16 protein-coding genes and 1 pseudogene are annotated in these 19,769 nt (G+C 45.9%); 6 read left to right on the top strand and 11 right to left on the bottom strand.

Features of this window, described 5'->3' with window-relative positions; translation table 11 throughout:
* Window positions 1–164 precede the first annotated feature (164 nt).
* Both DW826_RS16105 and DW826_RS18360 read left to right on the top strand, forming a co-directional pair.
* Window positions 165–626 (top strand): MarR family transcriptional regulator, encoded by a 462-nt coding sequence (locus DW826_RS16105; RefSeq protein ID WP_347465850.1) that lies wholly within the window; start codon window positions 165–167, stop codon window positions 624–626.
* A gap of 472 nt (window positions 627–1,098) precedes the next feature.
* Window positions 1,099–1,599, top strand: a complete 501-nt coding sequence (locus DW826_RS18360) for a hypothetical protein (RefSeq protein ID WP_015553957.1) — start codon at window positions 1,099–1,101, stop codon at window positions 1,597–1,599.
* A gap of 134 nt (window positions 1,600–1,733) precedes the next feature.
* Here DW826_RS18360 and DW826_RS16095 read toward each other — a convergent pair whose 3' ends face one another.
* Window positions 1,734–2,255 (bottom strand): nitroreductase, encoded by a 522-nt coding sequence (locus DW826_RS16095; RefSeq protein WP_117469959.1) that lies wholly within the window; start codon window positions 2,253–2,255, stop codon window positions 1,734–1,736.
* A gap of 204 nt (window positions 2,256–2,459) precedes the next feature.
* Window positions 2,460–3,677, bottom strand: coding sequence for a hypothetical protein (locus tag DW826_RS16090; RefSeq protein ID WP_117553201.1), 1,218 nt, complete (start codon window positions 3,675–3,677; stop codon window positions 2,460–2,462).
* 64 nt (window positions 3,678–3,741) lie between these two features.
* Between DW826_RS16090 and DW826_RS18740 the strand changes: the two genes are divergently transcribed.
* Both DW826_RS18740 and DW826_RS18735 read left to right on the top strand, forming a co-directional pair.
* Window positions 3,742–4,605 (top strand): transposase, encoded by an 864-nt coding sequence (locus DW826_RS18740; protein ID WP_242992114.1) that lies wholly within the window; start codon window positions 3,742–3,744, stop codon window positions 4,603–4,605.
* Window positions 4,517–5,371: pseudogene (locus DW826_RS18735) on the top strand (transposase); the annotation flags it as partial. The gene DW826_RS18740 and the pseudogene DW826_RS18735, both read left to right, overlap by 89 nt.
* Before the next feature lie 301 nt (window positions 5,372–5,672).
* Here the strand turns inward: DW826_RS18735 and nagA are convergent.
* Both nagA and nagB read right to left on the bottom strand, forming a co-directional pair.
* Window positions 5,673–6,806 (bottom strand): N-acetylglucosamine-6-phosphate deacetylase, encoded by a 1,134-nt coding sequence (nagA, locus tag DW826_RS16080; RefSeq protein ID WP_015553961.1) that lies wholly within the window; start codon window positions 6,804–6,806, stop codon window positions 5,673–5,675.
* Window positions 6,797–7,549 carry a glucosamine-6-phosphate deaminase gene (gene nagB, locus DW826_RS16075; protein ID WP_015553962.1) on the bottom strand — a complete coding sequence of 251 codons (753 nt, stop codon included), beginning with the start codon at window positions 7,547–7,549 and terminating at the stop codon, window positions 6,797–6,799. The genes nagA and nagB overlap by 10 nt, the downstream gene beginning before the upstream one ends.
* Window positions 7,550–7,805: 256 nt before the next feature.
* Between nagB and DW826_RS16070 the strand changes: the two genes are divergently transcribed.
* Together DW826_RS16070 and DW826_RS16065 are read left to right on the top strand one after the other, a co-directional pair.
* Window positions 7,806–8,771, top strand: coding sequence for an ROK family glucokinase (locus DW826_RS16070; protein WP_015553963.1), 966 nt, complete (start codon window positions 7,806–7,808; stop codon window positions 8,769–8,771).
* Between the two features lie 41 nt (window positions 8,772–8,812).
* Window positions 8,813–10,306 (top strand): M81 family metallopeptidase, encoded by a 1,494-nt coding sequence (locus DW826_RS16065; RefSeq protein ID WP_015553964.1) that lies wholly within the window; start codon window positions 8,813–8,815, stop codon window positions 10,304–10,306.
* A gap of 128 nt (window positions 10,307–10,434) precedes the next feature.
* Here DW826_RS16065 and DW826_RS16060 read toward each other — a convergent pair whose 3' ends face one another.
* From DW826_RS16060 to DW826_RS16030, 7 genes are all read right to left on the bottom strand, one after another.
* Window positions 10,435–11,409 carry an oligopeptide/dipeptide ABC transporter ATP-binding protein gene (locus tag DW826_RS16060; protein ID WP_015553965.1) on the bottom strand — a complete coding sequence of 325 codons (975 nt, stop codon included), beginning with the start codon at window positions 11,407–11,409 and terminating at the stop codon, window positions 10,435–10,437.
* The gene (locus DW826_RS16055; RefSeq protein ID WP_117512988.1) at window positions 11,410–12,405 is read right to left on the bottom strand and encodes an ABC transporter ATP-binding protein; all 996 of its coding nucleotides are present in this window, start codon (window positions 12,403–12,405) and stop codon (window positions 11,410–11,412) included. It lies immediately after the preceding gene.
* A 29-nt stretch (window positions 12,406–12,434) separates the two neighbouring features.
* Entirely contained in the window at window positions 12,435–13,355 is a 921-nt protein-coding gene (locus tag DW826_RS16050; RefSeq protein ID WP_015553967.1) for an ABC transporter permease subunit, read from the bottom strand.
* Between the two features lie 18 nt (window positions 13,356–13,373).
* Window positions 13,374–14,294 carry an ABC transporter permease gene (locus DW826_RS16045; protein ID WP_015553968.1) on the bottom strand — a complete coding sequence of 307 codons (921 nt, stop codon included), beginning with the start codon at window positions 14,292–14,294 and terminating at the stop codon, window positions 13,374–13,376.
* A gap of 100 nt (window positions 14,295–14,394) precedes the next feature.
* Window positions 14,395–16,026: an ABC transporter substrate-binding protein gene (locus DW826_RS16040; protein WP_117553200.1), complete on the bottom strand. Its 1,632-nt coding sequence runs from the start codon at window positions 16,024–16,026 to the stop codon at window positions 14,395–14,397.
* Window positions 16,027–16,144: 118 nt separating this feature from the next.
* Entirely contained in the window at window positions 16,145–18,715 is a 2,571-nt protein-coding gene (locus DW826_RS16035) for a transglutaminase domain-containing protein (RefSeq protein ID WP_015553970.1), read from the bottom strand.
* A 49-nt stretch (window positions 18,716–18,764) separates the two neighbouring features.
* On the bottom strand, window positions 18,765–19,517 hold the full coding sequence (locus DW826_RS16030) for a copper homeostasis protein CutC (protein ID WP_015553971.1): 753 nt from the start codon (window positions 19,515–19,517) through the stop codon (window positions 18,765–18,767).
* Window positions 19,518–19,769: the final 252 nt, after the last annotated feature.

Raw genomic sequence — 19,769 nt, 5'->3', positions numbered from 1 at the left:
AAACAGAATTGGTGGTAGACAATCATTCATGCGTTTGTCGTCGGAAACACTTGGAAATCAGTTGTGCCGTCAGTTGGAATCGGTTATAATAAAACCTATAAAAGACAAAAGATCCGGGCTGCCAGAAGAGATCAGACAGCCCAGGGAGAAAGAGGATTCCGCTGTTGGACGATTATAAGGAACTGAATGAGATCCTGGTGAGATTATTCCGCAGCATCATGGATGTTGAGGAGAAAGCGATCATTACCCGGGAATTCCAGGATATAACAAATAACGATATGCATGTGATTGAGGCCATCGGCATAGGAACACCGAAAAATATGTCCTCGATCGCGAAAAAGCTTTCCGTCACGGTGGGAACCCTGACGATCGCAATGAACAGCCTGGTTAAAAAAGGCTATGTGGAGAGAGAACGCGGTGAGGAAGACCGCCGGGTCGTATATATTTCGCTTTCAGATAAGGGCAAGAAGGCGTTTGTTCATCATGCAAGATTCCACAAAGAGATGATCACATCCATCATGGATGAATTTGATGATGATGAGAAGAAGATCTTGATCCGGGGTCTCACGAAACTGGATAATTGGTTTAAGAATAAGGAAGAAGAGAATAAAAAGAATCGGGAGTAGAAACGATAGACTACCAGCTCTTGATAAGATGTGTAAAAGGCAGATGTTCTTCAAAAGGATATCTGCCTTTTTGAGTATGCGCGCCATGGGCGCGCTCTAACGGTGAAGGTTCCGAACACGCCCAGATAGTGGGAAGTCTAATAACTATCACCTTTGTAGTGGCAGTGAATGCAAAATAGAAATTAATAAAATAAAGTAAAAACAAAAATAACTTTAAAAGAGAGTCAATGGTTCACTCTGAACAAAATTTCCAGGCACATTGTAAAAAATAACTAAATGAACTGGCAAAATAGTCTGAATATATATACATAATCGTTAATCGACAAATCCAATTATGGACAGTAGAATAAAACGCAATTACAGGAGCAGAAAAAGCAAAAAGATAACTGTTGAGCATACAATGGTGTATCAAAAGACGCATTGTGTGCTTTTTTATTTGTTTTTTCTGGATAGCAAGAAGGGAGAGGACAATATGAGAAAATTCATCGTAGGACGGTTACTTTCCATTATTCCAGTATTGATCATCGTATCCGTCGTTATCTTTTCAGTAGTGCACCTGACGCCTGGTGATCCGGCAGCTTCTATTCTTGGCGATGAGGCCACGGTGGAAGATATCGCGGCGCTCCGGGCGAAGATGGGGCTGGATAAACCTGTGGTAGAACAATATTTCGTCTGGATATATATCTGCACATTTTCACAGGTTCCGATTCCGTCCTTAAAGCTTTACTTTGGACCGAATTACGCGGGCTGGAACGATGATGAGACACTGCAGAGTCTTTTAAATGACATGAATACCTCCACAAATATGGATGACGCGAAGGCGGCCTGGGAGAAAGTTCAGGAGTATTCCTGGGATTATCTGGCGGTCATCAACTTTGGCCATTATATTGCGAATTATGCATGGAATGATCATGTGAAAGGCTTAAATAATTACAGCGGACTCTACTTCTGGAATGCGGGGTACGTAGAGTAGATCAGCACAAAGATCCGGATAAAAATACCTGGCAGAGATGGATTACTTCACTCTGACCAGGTATTTTTGTGTCTGTAACTGGATGTGTATAAAGACTGGCGCCGCGGTGAACAGCGGCGCCGGAAAGTTTTTGCTTATTCGATATAGGCAACTTTTCCGATCCGCTCTTTCGGTTGGATCTCAGTATCCGGATCCGGATAGCCTAAAGCAGCCATCCCATAGACTACATGATCGGCCGGAATACCAAAATCATTTAAGATGTCACGGATCGCCGGAGTATCGCAGATATTCTGGAGCTGGTTGATCCATACAGAACCGACACCGTAGGAGTGGGCAGCCAGAAAAATGTTTTCAAGGGCGCAGGCATCATCCTCTTTTCCCCAGATGCTGTCACGGAGGTTCGAAGGCATGATGATTGCCGTTGGGCAGTACATGTTGTAGCCTGGGCGGTCTAAGGTCGTCCTGATCGCGTCTGCCAACCGCCTGATCGCTGCTTTATTTGTGATAACTGTAAATTTCCAGGTCTGTTTTCCACATCCGCTCGGCGCATGGAGCGCAGCCTGCACCAGATCATCCAGAATCTCTTTGGACACAGGTGCATCAGTGAATTTCCGGATGCTTCTTCTTGTCAGTATGTTGTTCATGATCTCATTCATTGAAAAGTCCTCCTGTTATGTTTGATTTATGTAATATGTTGTAACTGTTCAGTAGGTCTGCGCACTTGCTGCGCTGACCGTAAGAAAACATAGGCTGGAGGGCAAAAATCCCATCAGCGAAGCTGATATGGAATGGATTTTTGCGTGTAACTATGAAGGTACTGAATAGTTACAATATGTTTTGCAACAGGTTGCCGGGTGCAGCTATTCATGGATGATCCGATATACTTTCTGTGGTCTTCCCTTTGTTCCTTTCTGACGATGGTATAAGAGGGCGGCCATATGATAACGCACCATGTTATCCAACATTCGATTGGCGCTTCGAAGTGTGATATGGAGAATATCAGCCAGATCCTGGGAAGTAAAATCCGTATCGCCTAATATTTCCTTAGCTTTTAAAATTTTCTGAATGGTCAGGGTAGATAACCCTGTTTCTTCGGCCAGATTCAAAATCTGAGGGGAAACGTCACTTGAAAAGGCTACCAGCCTTCCATCTCCAAACAGACCGATCTTGTTTTTCTTCACATTGATCAGATAACTGTTATAATCCACTGTATTCATGGATTCTTTTAATGCATACAGGCTGTTGGAAACGGCATCCTGGAGACTTTCTCCTAATCCGTATCCGATACTGACGCGAAAATCACATTTTTCCTCGAGATACGTTTTCAACGTGCAGGTCTGAAAGTCGCAGGTAAGCTTCTCCACGGAGTGGTGATTCGTAAACACCTGAATAAAATCATCCTGATCTTCCTGCAGGAAGTCACAGAGATATTTTTTACTGTATGACATCAGGCACTTTTGGATTTTCTGCCTGTTTTCTTCTGTATTTGGATAAGGCTTGATATCGATCACCGCAGGGCGGTTTTTCTTCAGATTCTGAATCGTGATGTCATGCATCAGAAGCTCACTGCTCTTTAAAATATCGTCCTGATTACAGTTGACAAAGCGGCAATTTACACCTGCCTTTAAAAGGTCCGGCACGATCAGGCTTCGTCTGGACAGCGTGTATTTAACGGTTCCGCTCTTCCAGAGTTCAATGTGCTTATTTCGTTTTGCCTCCAGAGAATCCCAGATTTCATTGGGCGGCACCTGATTTATAAACTCCTGATTCTTTTCAAACCAGTCCTCAAATTTTCCCTGCCTCATTTTTTCAATCAGACTTTTTGCATTATCCGGACACATAACATCACAGAAATCAAAGTATCCATACTGCAGTGTAAAATCCTGATATTCGAAAATGACTCTGGTAATTTCGCGGTAGAAATTACTGATACCACATTCAATGTTCCGCATTGGTTTGTGCTTCGGGTAGGCTTTCTGAATGATCCGCATCGGGGCGGTTCCTCCGGCAAGAATACCATCATACTGTTCGGAGATCTGACGATACAGATCCACAACATGTTCATATGTATAATACACATAAACATCAATAATATCTGCGAGGTCAAGTTCCTTCAGCTATTTTTATAAAAAGATTCCAGATATGACGTTGATAGTAACGCTATTTTCATTTTTTAGGCCTTTCGCCTTCAGCGATTCCTGTGTTGTCAAGTTATATATTAAAGTGCCTGTGCAAATAGTTACAGTTCACCATAACCTCTTGATCCCCATAAAAATCCGAAACATATATCAGGATTATACCTCGTTTTCTCTGTATTATCAAATCAAACTTCCGCTGGATTTAGAGATTTCTATTCCATCTGATGATCCAGTTCGTCTGGTAAGTGCCTTTGTGGAGGAAATGGACCTTTCTGAACTGTATAAAACTTACGGCAGGATCAGAAAAAATCAGGCAACACCGCGTCAGATGCTGAAACTCGTTATCTATGCAGCAATGAATCGAATCTATTCAAGCCGGGATATCAGAAAAGCATGTAAACGAGATATCAACTTCAGGTATCTCCTGGAAGGAATGCCTGCTCCTGATCACGCAACAATCGCACGTTTTATATCCCTGCACTTTTCTGCCTGTGCAAAAGCTTTGCTTGCTCAAATGTCAGATTTGCTCTATCTTATTGGTGAGATTTCAGGGAAGACCATCTTTATTGACGGCACCAAGATCGAATCTGCAGCCAATAAATATACATTTGTATGGAAACGGGCTATCACGAAAAATCAGACTCGGTTATACACAAAACTGACCTCTTTTGTGGCAGAATGCGAAGAACTTTACGGAATCAGAACTGTATATCATGACCGGATATCTATCCATACATTAAAACGCTTAAAAAAGCAGTTGTGCCGTATCAAAGTACAGGATGGCATTGTGTTTGTACATGGAATCGGGCGGAGAAAAACGCAGCTGCAGAAATCCCTGGAACAACTGGATCAATACCTGGAAAACTAAAGGAATATACGAAAAACTGTATACTCTTGGAGACAGAAACAGTTATTCAAAAACGAACCCGGATGCAACTTTTATGAGAATGAAAGAAGACGCAATGCTGAATGGGCAATTAAAGCCTGCTTATAATATCCAACACGGAGTGGATTCTGAATATATCACATGGATCGATATCAGCCCACATCCAACCGATACACGTACTCTGATACCTTTTTTGAAAGATATGGAGAGTCACTTAGGATTTAAATATTCAGAAATCGTTGCAGATGCCGGATACGAAAGCGAAGAAAACTACCTTTTTATTGAAGGCAACGGACAGACTGCGTATATAAAGCCGCAGAACTATGAGATCTCGAAAACCCGAAAATACAAAAAAGCAATCGGCAGAAGAGAAAACATGGAGTATCATGCAGACAGTGACAGTTACATCTGCCGCAACGGAAGGGAACTGACAGTTACAAATGAACGCAGAAGTAAAACAGCCAGCGGATATGTCAGTGTAAAAACTTATTACAAGAGTTCAGACTGTACCGGCTGCCCTTACAAAATAGAATGTATCAAAGGGAACAACTGCAAAACGCCTATGGAAAAACGGAATAAAGTATTAATGGTCTCGAAGACGATGAGCCAGAAACGTGCAGAAGATTTGAAACGGATTACAAGTGAGTATGGAACAATGCTCCGGATGAATCGCAGTATTCAGGCAGAAGGTTCTTTTACTGATGTAAAAGAAGACATGAATTTTCGGAGATATCTGTACCGAGGAAAGGCAAATACACTGGCAGAGAGCATCCTTTTGGCAATGGGACGAAATATAAATAAGCTTCATTGCAAGATTCAGACTGGAAGGACGGGAAGCCATCTTTTTTCATTAAAGACAGCATAGATTTTGATAATTAAAAATAAAACAATTTGAATAAGGCATGCCGAAAGGGATGGCTGGGAATGAACTGCATTTATAAAGAATGGCATCGAAACCGTAACTGATTCCGATGCCATTTGGACATAAAGCAGGGCTGCCGCCCAGCAAAAATATTTGCTAATGCGACAGCCTCATCTCACAGAATCTCCTATTTTACACGTTTTCCCTTAAAGATAATCCCCCGAACAGAAAGATCTTTCTGATCCAACAGTACTGCCGTTCCATCCTTTCCGGCATCAAGACTTCCGATCCGGTCTTCCATACCGATCGATACTGCCGGGTTGTAGGATGCCGCGCGGACCGCGTCATCAAGCGGAATTCCGAATGCCACCGCCCGGCGCAGGCAGCCCATCAGACTCGTGACCGAACCGGCCAGTGTTTCCGGATGGTCAAGGATCGTTGCCCGGTTTCCATGTACCTCGATCATCTGACCTCCAAACGGATATTTTCCATCCGGCATTCCCGTTGCCCGAAGGGAATCCGAAATCAGGATCATCCGGTCTGCCCCAAACAGACGAAATGTTCCGCGAATCACACTGCCATGGATATGAACTCCGTCACAGATAATCTCCGGTCTGACTCCCGGAGAATCGAATGCCGCCATAATGACTCCCGGCGCACGGTGATGGATCGGCGGCATACCGTTAAAAAGATGGGTCACATGATCCGCGCCCGCCTGAAATGCCGCTAACGCTGTATCATAATCCGCAGCTGTATGTCCGATCGACACATGGATCCCGGCCTCGACCGCGCGTTTTGTGAATTCCAAACCGTTTTCTTCTTCCGGGGCGAGCGTCACAAGTTTTACAAGACCATCCGCCTCTTTCTGAAGTCTTAAAAGCATATCCGCATCCGGTTTATGAAGGAAATCGCTGTTCTGCGCGCCTTTCTTCGCCTGGGAAAGGAACGGTCCCTCGAGATGAACACCCACCAGCTCTGCGCCCGCGGAGGAAGTTTTCTTATGATTCGCCGCGTTCCGGCATATTCCAGTCAGCTGTTCTTCCGCCAGCGTCATTCCCGCCGGACAGATATATGTTACTCCCTCTGACAATTCATAATCTGCCATTTTCTGAAGTCCATCCGCCGATGCGTCACTGAAATCTTCTCCAATACAGCCATGAAAATGAACGTCCAGAAGTCCCGGAATCACATAACATCCTGCCGCATCTATGATCTCTGGATCTTCGACCGGATCATCTGTGATCACTCCGTCCCGGATCCGCAGATCCCGGTCTTCAAAACCTTTTTCAAGGTCAAAAACAAGGCCATGTTTTATCTGCATATCTCCACCCCGGCTTCCCGTACCATAGAAAGTGCTTCCTCGTCTCCAACGATGACAACATCATTATGAAGCTGAAGGATCGATGCCGGACACTGCGGGGTGATCGGACCGCATACAGTGCGGTAAACCGCTTCTGCTTTGTTTGCACCTGACGCTACAAGAAGTACACGGCGGGCTGCCATAATACAGCCGATTCCCATTGTGATTGCTTTCTTCGGAACAGCCGCCTCGTTCTCGAAAAATCTTGCGTTTGCTTCGATCGTGTTCTGGGTAAGCTCTACCACATGAGTTTCTTTTCTAAAGCAGTCTCCTGGCTCATTAAATCCAATATGTCCGTTTCGTCCCAGTCCTAAAAGCTGCAGATCCGCATACCCGAGTGATCGGACAAGCTCATCATATCGTCTGCACTCTTGCTCAGGATCAGCAGCCATTCCGTCCGGTACATGCGTATGTTCAAACGGAATATCGATCTTGTCAAACAGATTCTCCTGCATAAAATAGCGGTAGCTCTGGTCATGGGTAGGCGGCAGACCGAGATATTCATCAAGATTTACGGTACGCACATCCTTAAAGCTGAAATCCCCTTTCTGGTTCCAGGCCGATAACTGACGGTATGTTCCGACCGGAGTCGATCCTGTCGCAAGTCCGAGTACACAATCCGGTTTCCGGATCACCTCCGCTGAGATCAGATTCGCGGCACGGCGGCTTAATGCATCATAATCCTTTTCCTGATAAATTTTCATCTTCCTTCTTCTCCTTTTTCATAAATTCCCTCATGCAAATAATACTTACGCTGTCTTTCTTTCCATTGTATCACAGGCAGATATTTTTGTCATTTCTTTTTAATTCTTTATATTTTTTGTTCTTTTAATTTATTATATATTATTTTCCGAACTATAATGTTTTTTGAAATAATTTTATTTCTCTTTTGACTTTTCTGTCCCCCTTGCTTATAATGAAATTAGTATTATTTCAGAAAATTTATGAAGGGAGATATACATGCAGAAAAATTCAAACTGCCATCTGATCGGTATCGATCTTGGCGGCACTTCAACGAAGCTTGGCCTGTTCGACTCGGATGGAACACTTCTTTTTTCATGGGCAATTTCCACAAGGATCGATGATAATGGCGGACATATTCTCGAAGATATTGCCTGCTCGATCCGCGAAACACTCGCCGGCCGGGGACTTTCTCTGGCAGATATCGCGGGAATCGGAATGGGGATCCCTGGTCTCGTTTTATCTGGCGGATACGTAGAAGTCTGTGCAAATCTTGGCTGGAAAGATACTAATCCGCAGGAAGATCTCAGCGCGCTTCTCGATTGCATTTCTGTTTTCTGTGAAAATGATGCGAATATCGCAGCTTTCGGCGAAATGTGGCAGGGCAGCGGAAAAGCATTCCGGGATATGGTTATGATCACTCTCGGAACAGGAATCGGCGGGGCCGTGATCCTCGACGGAAAGATTCGCGCCGGAAGAGAATGTCTCTGCGGCGAGCTCGGACATATCCATATTATCGAGGATGAAACGGAACCTTGTACCTGCGGCGGAGTCGGCTGTCTCCAACAGGCAGCATCCGCGCCTGGAATCATCCGTACCGCAAAACGTCTTCTTGCTGAGCCTGACGCTGTTTCCACATTAAAAGATAATCCTGAAATCACCGCAAAAGATGTGATCGACGCTGCAAAAGAGAATGATCCTGTCGCCTCCCAGGCCGTAGAACGCGCCTGCCGGTATCTCGGCTGGATCCTTTCCGGGGTAACCATGACCATCGAGCCGGAAGCTTATATGGTCGGCGGAGGTCTTTCTGCTGCCGGATCATTCCTGATCGATAAGATCCGCCATTACCATGATCTCTTTACACCGGTCGTCCGCAGAAAACCGGATTTTGTTATCGCCGCTCTCGGAAATAATGCCGGAATCTACGGTGCTGCAGGTCTTGCCCTGTCACACTGTAAAGAATAAACTATTAATATTTTTATCTATATTAAGGAGGAAAACGTATTATGAAACGAGTGCTGACCGCCTCACTGATGCACGAATCCAACTCTTTTAATCCGATCCTGACCGGCGCGAATGATTTCAATGTGATCCGCGGCGAAAAAATTTTCCAGAACATGAAGGCGAATGATCCTGCCAGCGGAGTGATCCAGACGCTCCTTGACCAGGGCTATGAAGTTGTTCCGACAATCTTCGCAAGCGCGGTTCCGAATGGTGAGGTCGACCGTAACTTTTACCTTGACCTCAAGGCAGAGATCATCCGACTCGCAAAAGAAGAACAGGCAAAAGCTCCGATCGATGCCGTTACACTTTCTCTCCACGGCTCCATGCGTGTCAGAGATTTCGGCGAGGCAGAGGGACCGCTTTTAGAGGAACTCCGTCAGGTATTCCCGAATATCCCTATCTTCTGCGCTCTTGATATGCATACGACCATGACAAAGAAAATGCAGGAAAACTGCGACGGTTTCGTCGGCTATAAATGTGCTCCGCACACCGACCGCTATGAAACAGGTGTACATGCGGCAAAAATGACGATCGCAGCCTTAGAAGATGGTTTTAAAGCAAAATCCGCATGGGTAAAGGTTCCGATCCTGATCGCCGGTGAACAGTCCTCTACGACCGTAGAACCGATGAAGGGGCTTGTTGAAATGACCCGAGAAGCGGAAAAGAAACCGGGTGTCATGGCAGCTTCCTACCTGATGGGATTCCCGTGGGCAGATAATACCGACAGCTCTGTTGCGGTCCATGTTGTTGCTGACAGCCAGGAGCTCGCTGACAGCGAAGCGATCCGTCTTGCCGACCTCATGTGGAGCAAAAAAAATGAATTCTGCTTCCAGACAGAAACTTACCATGAGGAAGAAGCGATCGACACTGCTATGAAGGCAGTTTTAGCCGGTGACCCGCTTCCGATTTACCTTTCCGACTCCGGAGACAACCCAACAGCCGGTTCTTCTTCCGACTGCACCGGTTTCTTAAAGAAACTCATGGATGACCCGCGTACCGATAAATTAAGAACTCCGGTCCTTTACGGCGGAATCTATGATCCGGAAGCCGCAAGAGCATGCGCGGGAAAAGTTGGGCAGGAGATCACACTGACCTTTGGTTCCAAATTTGACTCAAAGACAACTTCCCCGATCACAGCAACAGGTGTTGTAAAAGCTTATATCGAAGATTGGGATAAATTCCCGATGAAAACAGCACTTGCTCTCTTCTCTACCCACGGAGTCGATGTAGTGATTGCTGAAGCTCATGTCGGATACACCACACCGGATATCTTCAAAGACCTCGGACGTGACCCGAAAGACGCCGACATCGTTGTCTGCAAACTCGGATATCTGACCGCAGCGCAGTCTGCTGTTGCAAAGCGCAGTATTATGGCACTTTCCAAAGGAAGCACAAATGAAGATCTGAAGACTCTTCACTATGAGAAAGTTCCGCGTCCGATCTTCCCGTTAGAGGATGATTTCCTGTATGACGCGGCTGCAAATCTTATGAAATAACGATTGCTCAAACATATTCTGCTGCCGGTATCTTTCAATAGATACGGCACATAAAAAGGTGGAGATACAGGAACCAAAATTCCTGTTCTCCACCTTTTCATCTATGACAGAGCTTCAAAACGCTCTTCTTAATCATACAGATGACACGCTACAAAATGTCCCGGCTCCACTTCCTTCGTCTCCGGACGATTTTCCATGCAGACAGCTTTACACTGTTTACATCTCGTTGCGAACGGACATCCCTTCGGCAGCGAGATCGTACTCGGGATATCACCCTCAAGAATGATTCTATCCTGCTGATAACGCGGGTCCGGAATCGGCACTGCTGAAAGAAGTGCCTGTGTATATGGATGCAGCGGAGTCTTATAGAGTGCTTCTTTCGGCGCTGTCTCCACCACAAATCCAAGATACATGACCGCAATTCGGTCTGAGATCATCTCTACAACGGACAGGTCATGTGAAATAAACAAATATGTCAGATCGAACCGTTCCTGAAGATCATGAAGCAGGTTTAATACCTGCGCCTGGATCGACACGTCTAACGCGGAGATCGGCTCGTCGGCAATGATCAGTTTTGGGCGCACGGTAAGAGCTCTCGCGATACCGATACGCTGTTTCTGACCGCCGGAGAACTCGTGCGGGAAACGTTTCGCGTGTTTCGCGCTCAGTCCTACAATCTCCAGAAGCTCATGTACGATCTTCATACGTTCTTCTCTTGAAAGATCAGTATGAATAAGAAGCGGCTCTTCTACAAGGTCCTCCACGCGCATTCTCGGATTCAGGCTGCCCGCCGGATCCTGGAAGATCATCTGGATATCTTTCCTGAGCGGGCGCATCTGTGCCTGGGTGTAATGGCTGATCTCCTGTCCACAGAACCAGATCTCACCGGAATCCGGCGTGATCAGATGATCCAAAAGACGGCCTGTTGTACTCTTTCCGCAGCCGGACTCACCTACTACGGAGAATGTTTCGCCTTTATAAATATCAAAGCTTACGTTATTTACCGCATGTACAAATTTATCTGGTCTTCCTAAAAGGTTTTTGCCGACCGGGAATGCTTTGGATACCTGCTTTAATGAGACGATCTTTTCTCTTTCCGCCATCTACTTCTCCCCCTTTCCGGCATTTTCCGCAAGGAAGCATCTGGATCTCTGTCCCTCTCCTACTGGATAAAGATCCGGTTTTTCCTTCCGGCACCGCTCCGTCGCAAACGCGCATCTCGGCGCAAAACGACATCCCTCTGGTAAGGATGAAAGATCCGGAACACTTCCCGGAATACTCGGAAGTACTTTTACACCTGATCCAAGCTTCGGAACAGATGCGATCAGGCCTTTTGTATACGGATGTGCCGGCTGATAGAACAATACATCTACCGGTGCTTCCTCTACGATCTCGCCTGCGTACATAACGATAACTCTCGTACACATCTCCGCAACGACACCGAGATCATGGGTGATCAGAAGGATACTCATTCCTTCTTCTTTCTGGATCTTTTTCATAAGCTCCAGGATCTGTGCCTGGATCGTAACGTCCAGTGCAGTCGTCGGCTCGTCCGCGATCAGAAGCTGTGGATTACAGCTCATTGCCATCGCGATCATAACACGTTGGCTCATACCACCGGAAAGCTGATGCGGATAGTTTTTCAATACCCGCGGCGGATCCGGGATGCCTACCAGTTTTAACATTTCAGCCGCTCTTTCAAGAGCTTTTTCTTTGCTGTAATCTGTGTGGAGACGGATCTGCTCGATCAGCTGCTTATCGATACGCATCGCCGGATTCAGGCTGCTCATCGGCTCCTGGAAGATCATACTCATCTTTCCGCCGCGGACCTGCCGCATTTCCTTCTCTGACAGTTTCTGAAGATCTGTTCCCTCAAAGAGAACTTCTCCTTTTGTAACTTTTCCTGACGTAAAGTTTAAAAGACGCATAATCGAAAGGGAGGTCACACTTTTTCCGCAGCCGGACTCGCCTACGAGACCGACGATCTCCCCCTTATTAATATAAAAACTGATCTCATTGATTGCGGTAACACTCGATTTCTTGCTCTGGAAAAATTCCGTTCTCAGTTTATCAACGACCAGCAGTTTTTCCTCTGACATGACGTACTCCTTTCCCTCTCTGATCTTATTTATTTGATCTTGGGATCAAGTGTATCCCGCAGTCCGTCTCCGAACAGGTTGAATGCCAGTACGGTAACGAAGATCACGATACCCGGAATATAGACCATATGAGACGCAATTCCAATATAGTTTCTTCCCTGAGAGAGCATTGCTCCCCACTCCGGTTCTGTAACATTTGCACCAAATCCCAGGAAACTTAAGGATGCTGCTGCCATGATCGCGGAACCGATACGCATTGTGAAGTTTACGATCAGGGACTGGATCGTTCCCGGGAAAATATGAACAAACAGAAGACGGTTATCCTTACATCCCAGACTCTGCGCCACCTCAACGTAAAGAGAGTTCTTTACCGTCAGTGTCGCGCTTCGCATGATACGCGCAAAACTCGGCACCGTGAATACCATAACGGCAATAAATACGTTGATGATTCCAGGTCCAAGAATCGCAACGATCGCGATCGCAAGAAGAATATCCGGGAAGCTGAACAGTACGTCCGCGCTTCGCATAACAAGCATTTCAATAATTCCGCCGTAATAACCGGCCAGGAGACCGAGAACGGTTCCGAGCGCCGCGCCCACAACTACAGAAGACAGGGCGACTCCCAGTGTCAGTCTTGTGCCGACCAGCATACGACTGAAAATATCCCGTCCATAATGATCTGTTCCAAACCAGTGCGCCGCACTCGGTCCGGAAAGCATGTTGCTGTAGTCATATGCTGTATAATCATATGGAGCGATTGATGGTCCAACGATCGCAACGACTACGAAAAAGAGAATGATCACAAGTCCAAGGACTGCTGTTTTTCTCTGCAGAAATTTTTTAATAAATGCGGCCGTGCGGCTGCTTTTATCGGCATGAATCGTATCATCTATGTAATGCGCCCCAAATGCCGCCTGATCCGCCTGCATTTTTTCCTCATTCTGAGCCATATCATTTCCTCCTTTTTATCAGTCGTAACGAATCTTCGGATTGATGACTCCGTAAAGCAGATCCACAACCAGATTAATAAATACATACTGAACAGCAAACAGCATCAGAAGTCCCTGAATGACCGGATAATCACGGAATGCAATAGAATCTACAAGAAGACGGCCCATTCCGGGAATAGAGAAAACTGTTTCTGTAAGAACGGAACCTGATAAGAGTCCACCGATCTGAAGTCCCAGGATCGTAACGACCTGGATCAGGGAGTTACGGAACGCGTGAAGAAACATAACGAGCGATTCCTTCTGGCCCTTTGCTCTTGCGGTTCTGACATAATCCTCACGGAGTGTCTCCAGCATGGAAGATCTGGAATATCTCGCAAGTACTGCCATGATGCTGCATCCCATCGTAAAGGACGGGAGCACCATTCCTTTCCAGGAATCCAGGCCGCCGGACGGAAGCCATCCAAGCTGTACAGAAAAGATCTGAATTCCCATAAGCCCCAGCCAGAAACCAGGCGCTGAAAGACCGCTAATGGCTAAGAACATACAGGCGTGATCCAACGCTTTTCCCCTCTTGATCGCCGAGATCACTCCAATAAAAATTCCCAGTGCCGGTGCCCACAGAATTCCCGCAAACACAAGTTTTAACGTTGTCTTCATACGGGTAAGAATAAGCTCTGTGACCGGTGTGCCGGATTTCATGCTTTGTCCCATATTTCCGTGGAACAATTTTCCCATATATTTTACATATTGAATTACCAGCGGTTTGTCCAGATCATATTCTTCCCGAATCGCCTGTACCTCTGATTCTTCTGCATCCAGCCCCGCAATCGTTCTCGCCGGGTCGCCCGGAATCAAGTGAATAAACATGAATACAAAGATGGAAATGACCAGCATCAGCGGAATCGTTTCCAAAATTCGTCTGATAAAATAACGGTTCATAGATTACCTCCGTCGTATTTCCTCCGGCATTGCCTCATAAGATTAAAGGGGCAGTAATTCATACTACCCCTTTTGACCGGCATAATAGTTATTTCAAGACTTAATGAACAAGCTCTATGTTTGTAACAAGGATTGTTCCGCCCGGTCTGTATTTAATCCCCTTTACATACTTCTTCTGTCCGATCAGTGAATTATCAACACCGAGGAAGATCCACGGGCACTCTTCCCACGCAATCGACTGAGCCTGTGCGTAAAGTTTTGTAATTTCATCGGTATCAGTTGTCTTAAGAGCATCATCAAGGCACTTGTTAAACTCAGCGTTGTTATAGAATGCAGTGTTATATCCAGACGGCGGATACTTATCGCCATGAAGAATATTTCTCATGGAACCATCTGCACTATAATCGCCGGAGGACCAGTTTACATACCACATCTGAACTTCTGTCTTATCTTCCGGTGCACTTGTCATATCAGCGATCGTTGTGGATTCCATCGGAACTACATTTACATCAATGTTGATCTGTGCGAGCTGCTGTTTTAAGAACTCTGCACCCTGCATCTCAATTGTTGTATTATCTACCCAGATATTGATCGGGAAACCATCGCTGTAACCAGCTTCGCTCATCAGGGATTTTGCTTTTTCTACATCTGCTGTATACGGAGTCTGCTCAGCATAATACGGAACAGAACTTGCAAATAACGATGTCGGAACTGATGCGTAACCCTGGAATACAACCTGTGTATATGCTTCGCTGTCGAATGCATAGTTCATTGCCTGACGAACTCTTACATCATCTAACGGTTTTCTTCCATCCGCTAATGTATAGTTCTTATTAAGAGTCGCATAACGGTATGTAAGACCGCCGAGATTTAAAACATCAAGGCTTGCATCATCTTTTACCTTATCTACCTGGATTGCCGGAAGCGGGGAAATAATATCCGCTTCACCTGTCTGGAGCATAGCAACACGGGCTCCATCCTCCGGAACTACACGCCATGTGAGTGTATCAACCTTCGGACCATCCTGCCAGTAGTTTTCGTTGCGAACCATCTTCGTATATCCGCCATCTACGCGCTCGGAAAGAATAAACGGACCAGTTCCAGCGGACTGTTTTGCAAGACCGTCTTTTCCAAGTTCTTTGATTGCCTTCGGGCTGACAATTCTAACCTGTGCAAGTTTATTTAAGAATGTGTTGTTCGGTTCTTTCAGATGGATCGTCACCTGATACTCACTGTCAACCGTAACACTGTCCCACATTGCTGTCTGGGATGCAAGACGAAGAGAGGAATCGCTCTTTGCGCGCTCATAGTTCGCTACGATAGATTCCGCATTGAACGGCTCACCGTCATGGAATTTGATACCCTCATTGAGAACAAATGTGTAATCCAGTCCGTCATCCGATACGGTCCAGCTCTTTGCAAGCAGCGGCTTAAGCTCAAGATTTTCATCAAACCACACTAATGTCTCATACATGGAGTTTGTGATCGTGTTGGAAACGCCGTTTCCGGAAACATGCGGATCCAGATGGGTCGCATCGGCCTGAAGCGCGATTACAAAGTCGTTGTCCGGGGACACCGCCGTGTTATCGCCGCCTGCTGTGGACGCTGCCTCTGTTGCGGCGGAAGTTTCACCGGCTGCTGTTGTTGCGGGTGTTTCAGTTTTTCCTCCGGAGCAGGCAGTAAGGCTTACTGCAAGCAATGCGGCAAGAATGATAGAAGCCTGTTTTTTCATAAAATCCTCCTTTTTCGTGTGATGTTCCCACGTTCCGGAACATCGTATTCTACTACTTACAAGGATACTCTGTTTTCAGAATTTTTTCAAGCAATTTTTGTTTTTATTGCTAATATTTTTACATTTTTTCCATCTGCTGGTTATATTCCAGTAATTTTAATGCAAGCTCTACGCTGCCAACATGGTAACCGCTGGTTCCGTAAATGCCCAGAAGTCCTGGCTTTAACAGCAGAAGAAGCGGGAGTTTTTCCGGATCCACATACATCCGGCGGGCTAACGGTTCTACGACAGAGTCGAAATCCGCGTACAGAATATGAATCCCCGGCAGACGGTCAAGAACTTTCTTCACAGTCTTATTTTCTGTTCCATGCTCATCACGGAAAATAAACCAGATATCTGCTCCGCATTTTTCCAGTTCCGGACTGCTCTCCAGGATCTCATTGAGAACATGCTCTGTCGGCTCTTCGCCCTCTGATAAGAATGCCGCGATATTCATTCCCTCGCCCATAACGGAAAGCACAGATACCGGAGTCTTTCCATCCTTCGTGACATCAAAATCTTCAAGCTGGTTTGATACAAGCATATCTTCTGTTTTTACAGACTCCAACTTCATTTCGATCTCTTTCTTCTCTCCGTTTTTTATACAGAAACGATATTCCATAGCAAGCTGGTTTCCGCTCGGAAGACGGTTCGAAGTAAGGATCCGGTAAGCTCCCGGGCGAACGGTCAAATCAAGTTTTCCGTCTTCAAAACGGATTCCCAAATAATTCAATGTTTCATAATGGCCATTCTGCAGTCTTCCGATCGTCCATGTACGGTTATAGCTCCACGGATCTCCTTCTTTTGCGAGCAGGCGGATCTCGGCACTCTCGTCCTCTCCCTCAACAACTTTTTCTGCCTCTGTAGAAATAAAATGACCATCTTTATAGTATTCCGCTTCCAGGTTTACCGGATTGATCCGCGCCGGAATTCCCAGTGCGCGACAGATTGCGACAAATGTGATCTTTTTATCCAGCGGATTGCAGATCTTAAGTTTTAAAGCTGCCTCCGGCGTCGTATAGATCGTGCTGTAATCAAGCTCTGGTACATAGCGGATCTCGTTCTGCACATAGGACCACGCCTCCATCGGATCCGCCGCGAAACGTTTTTTCTCCTCTTCGTTAAATGCATCAAGCACCGGTTTTCTCCATGCTTTCAGTTCCTCGAAGAATATTCTCGGGCACAGGATGTATTTGACATAAATATCATATTTTCCTGCTACCACCCATTTTTCTCTGTATTCGGACGCAGCTTCCAGATGAGCTTCCAGAATATCCGCGCTAGCATCCTTGGAATCTTTAAGTACCAGACTCTTTAACAGTTCCTTACGGTCCGGATTTCCATCCTTTTCCAGGAAATGGATCAGCTCATCAAAGTTACCGCCGGAAAAATGAAGGATCTCCTGCAGATCCGGATATTTTTCTGCCTTTTCTTTAAGATAATAACTGTTGATGCGCTCCTCACGAATCTTTCCGCACTCCCTGATACGTTTGCGGTTCTTTTCTTTCTGTTCACGAGTCAGTTTTCCTGGATTCATCGGGTAATCTGCCGGTGCTTCCACATAAAAAGCTTCCCAGTCGCTGCTTTCCCGTAAAAATTCCTTTTCCGGACGAAGTTCCAGTATGACCTCCCCCTGTTCACGGACATTCAGCTTTTTCTCGCAGTACCAGTCATCTTTTCTGGCAGCCAGACGGATCGTTCCAAGTCCAAGAATAATGGATGCTTTTCCCTCTTCATCCGTCGTAAGTGTTGCCGCGTCAAAAAGATCCGCACCATTTAAGATCTGTACTGCTACATTCGCTCCGGATACCGGTCTCTTTTCACCATCTAATACGTTCACCTGGAGATTTTTCGTCCGGGCATATGTATCTGTATGGTTGTAGTAGTAAAGAAGTTCCTGTTTGCCTAGACAGCCTTCTTTTCTCTCACTCATGAAATCAGAGAAGCTGCGGGAATGGACAAGAAGCGCTCTGGAGGAGGCGCTGGAGAACCAGCCCTTATCAAGAATCTCTTCCGGCTCACATGCACCGAGGAAGTGCCATTTTCCATCTACATAAACTTCCACCCAGGCATGGTTATCATCACAGTGTGCCCATCTCGGTGTATATACCTGGCGGGCCGGGATTCCAACACTCCTGAAGGCGGTTACCGCAAAAGTAGATTCTTCTCCGCAGCGTCCTTTTCCGGATTTATACAGTGTCACCGGCGATATGGTTCTCCTGTCAGATGCCTCGTAGGAGCCGTTTTCCGCACACCAGTAGTTGATCTCAAGCGCTGCTTCTTTCGCGCTCAGCCCGCGTATTCTGTCGATCAGCTGATCATAAAAGAATCTGCGGCAGTCAACGATATTTTCGGAATTAATCCGGTAATATAAAACATGGTTAATGAATATTTCTTCGGAAAGATCCCTGCACCAGTCCATTGTCGTATATACCATGAGTGAATGGCGGACATAGCCCAGGAAAACTTCAAATTCATATTCTCCGGCATCCCGGACCGGCATCGTTCCGTAAAGGAATTTCATCAGGATCTGCTCATCCGGAGTACAGCTTTTCATTTTTTCCTCAACGATACGGCCTGTCTCCCCAAGAATTCCCAGACGTTCCTCATATTGTGATTCCGCGTATTTTTTTAATTTTTCTGAAAACATACGTTATCCTTTCTTTTTTAATTTGTATTATTTTTGTGAACATGCAGAATTACTTAAATAATTTATTTAATTCCTGAACTGCCTTTACAATCTTCGTCTCATCCGTACGGAAGATCTCGTACTCGCCAATTCCCGGAATTCCCATATTTACTTCGTCATTCCGGTACTCCATTCCGCTTTCAATGATCTTCTTTCCGGACATATGGAAACTATCCGTTCCGGTCTCTTTCGCAAGCATGCCGATATTCTCCGGAGTAACTCCCCCACCCGCAAGAATATGGATTCTGCCTGCCGACTGCTCTGTGAGCTGCTTCAACAGCCCGATTCCGGCCATGCAGCTGTCCTTATGGCCGGACGTAAGGATCGTATCGACTCCGATCTCCACAGCCTGCTCCAGCGTCTCTTTCGGATTTCTGCATACGTCAAATGCGCGGTGAAGCGTCATGTGCATGCCGTCTGCCGCCTCCCTCAGCTTTTTTATCCGTTCCAGATCCAGTGTGCCATCCGCATTCAGACAACCAACAACTATGCCGTCCGCCCCAAGTTTCCGAAACATTGCCGTGTCTTCCAAAAGCATCGTAAATTCTGCCTCTGTATACAGAAAGTCTCCATATCGCGGGCGCAGTAATACATTTAACGGAATATCACAAGCTTTCCTCATCTGTTTAAACTGGCTGACCCCCGGTGTTGTACCTCCGATCACAAGGTTCGCGCAGACTTCGAGTCTCCTTGCACCTCCCCGGACCGCTGCGGCTGCAGATTCCACAGAATCTGTACACACCTCAAGCATAAACTCCCTCATCATTCTTTCCTCCCTGACAATCTTGTCAATTTTATGCTATTGTCTGTTTCAATCCACTCAGTTTTGAAATCTGATTTCTTTTATTATAATTGTTTTTCAGAATAAAAGCGATAACTATCTTTTATTTTAATACGATTTTTATTTTTTCTACCTATAGTTCCAATAATCCATTTAAAATTCTACATCCTACCAGCATCACGAAGAGATGCGGAAAAAAAAACAGCAATTGATCCGGAACATACAGGGGTATTG

The organism is Clostridium sp. AM34-11AC, from assembly GCF_003435375.1.
Taxonomy (GTDB): Bacteria; Bacillota; Clostridia; order Lachnospirales; family Lachnospiraceae; genus Pilosibacter; species Pilosibacter fragilis.
The sequence above is the reverse complement of the archived record's forward strand: the minus strand, read 5'-3'. Positions and strand labels throughout refer to the sequence as shown.

What these genes read in the sequence shown, in the direction of transcription:
- DW826_RS16055 (WP_117512988.1), bottom strand. Translation starts at nt 12,405, where the DNA reads ATGTCAGAGGAAAAACTGCTGGTCGTTGATAAACTGAGAACGGAATTT.
- DW826_RS16050 (WP_015553967.1), bottom strand. Translation starts at nt 13,355, where the DNA reads ATGGCTCAGAATGAGGAAAAAATGCAGGCGGATCAGGCGGCATTTGGG.
- DW826_RS18360 (WP_015553957.1), top strand. Translation starts at nt 1,099, where the DNA reads ATGAGAAAATTCATCGTAGGACGGTTACTTTCCATTATTCCAGTATTG.
- DW826_RS16030 (WP_015553971.1), bottom strand. Translation starts at nt 19,517, where the DNA reads ATGAGGGAGTTTATGCTTGAGGTGTGTACAGATTCTGTGGAATCTGCA.
- nagA (WP_015553961.1), bottom strand. Translation starts at nt 6,806, where the DNA reads ATGCAGATAAAACATGGCCTTGTTTTTGACCTTGAAAAAGGTTTTGAA.
- DW826_RS16065 (WP_015553964.1), top strand. Translation starts at nt 8,813, where the DNA reads ATGAAACGAGTGCTGACCGCCTCACTGATGCACGAATCCAACTCTTTT.
- DW826_RS16045 (WP_015553968.1), bottom strand. Translation starts at nt 14,294, where the DNA reads ATGAACCGTTATTTTATCAGACGAATTTTGGAAACGATTCCGCTGATG.
- DW826_RS16035 (WP_015553970.1), bottom strand. Translation starts at nt 18,715, where the DNA reads ATGTTTTCAGAAAAATTAAAAAAATACGCGGAATCACAATATGAGGAA.
- DW826_RS16040 (WP_117553200.1), bottom strand. Translation starts at nt 16,026, where the DNA reads ATGAAAAAACAGGCTTCTATCATTCTTGCCGCATTGCTTGCAGTAAGC.
- nagB (WP_015553962.1), bottom strand. Translation starts at nt 7,549, where the DNA reads ATGAAAATTTATCAGGAAAAGGATTATGATGCATTAAGCCGCCGTGCC.
- DW826_RS18740 (WP_242992114.1), top strand. Translation starts at nt 3,742, where the DNA reads ATGACGTTGATAGTAACGCTATTTTCATTTTTTAGGCCTTTCGCCTTC.
- DW826_RS16095 (WP_117469959.1), bottom strand. Translation starts at nt 2,255, where the DNA reads ATGAATGAGATCATGAACAACATACTGACAAGAAGAAGCATCCGGAAA.
- DW826_RS16060 (WP_015553965.1), bottom strand. Translation starts at nt 11,409, where the DNA reads ATGGCGGAAAGAGAAAAGATCGTCTCATTAAAGCAGGTATCCAAAGCA.
- DW826_RS16070 (WP_015553963.1), top strand. Translation starts at nt 7,806, where the DNA reads ATGCAGAAAAATTCAAACTGCCATCTGATCGGTATCGATCTTGGCGGC.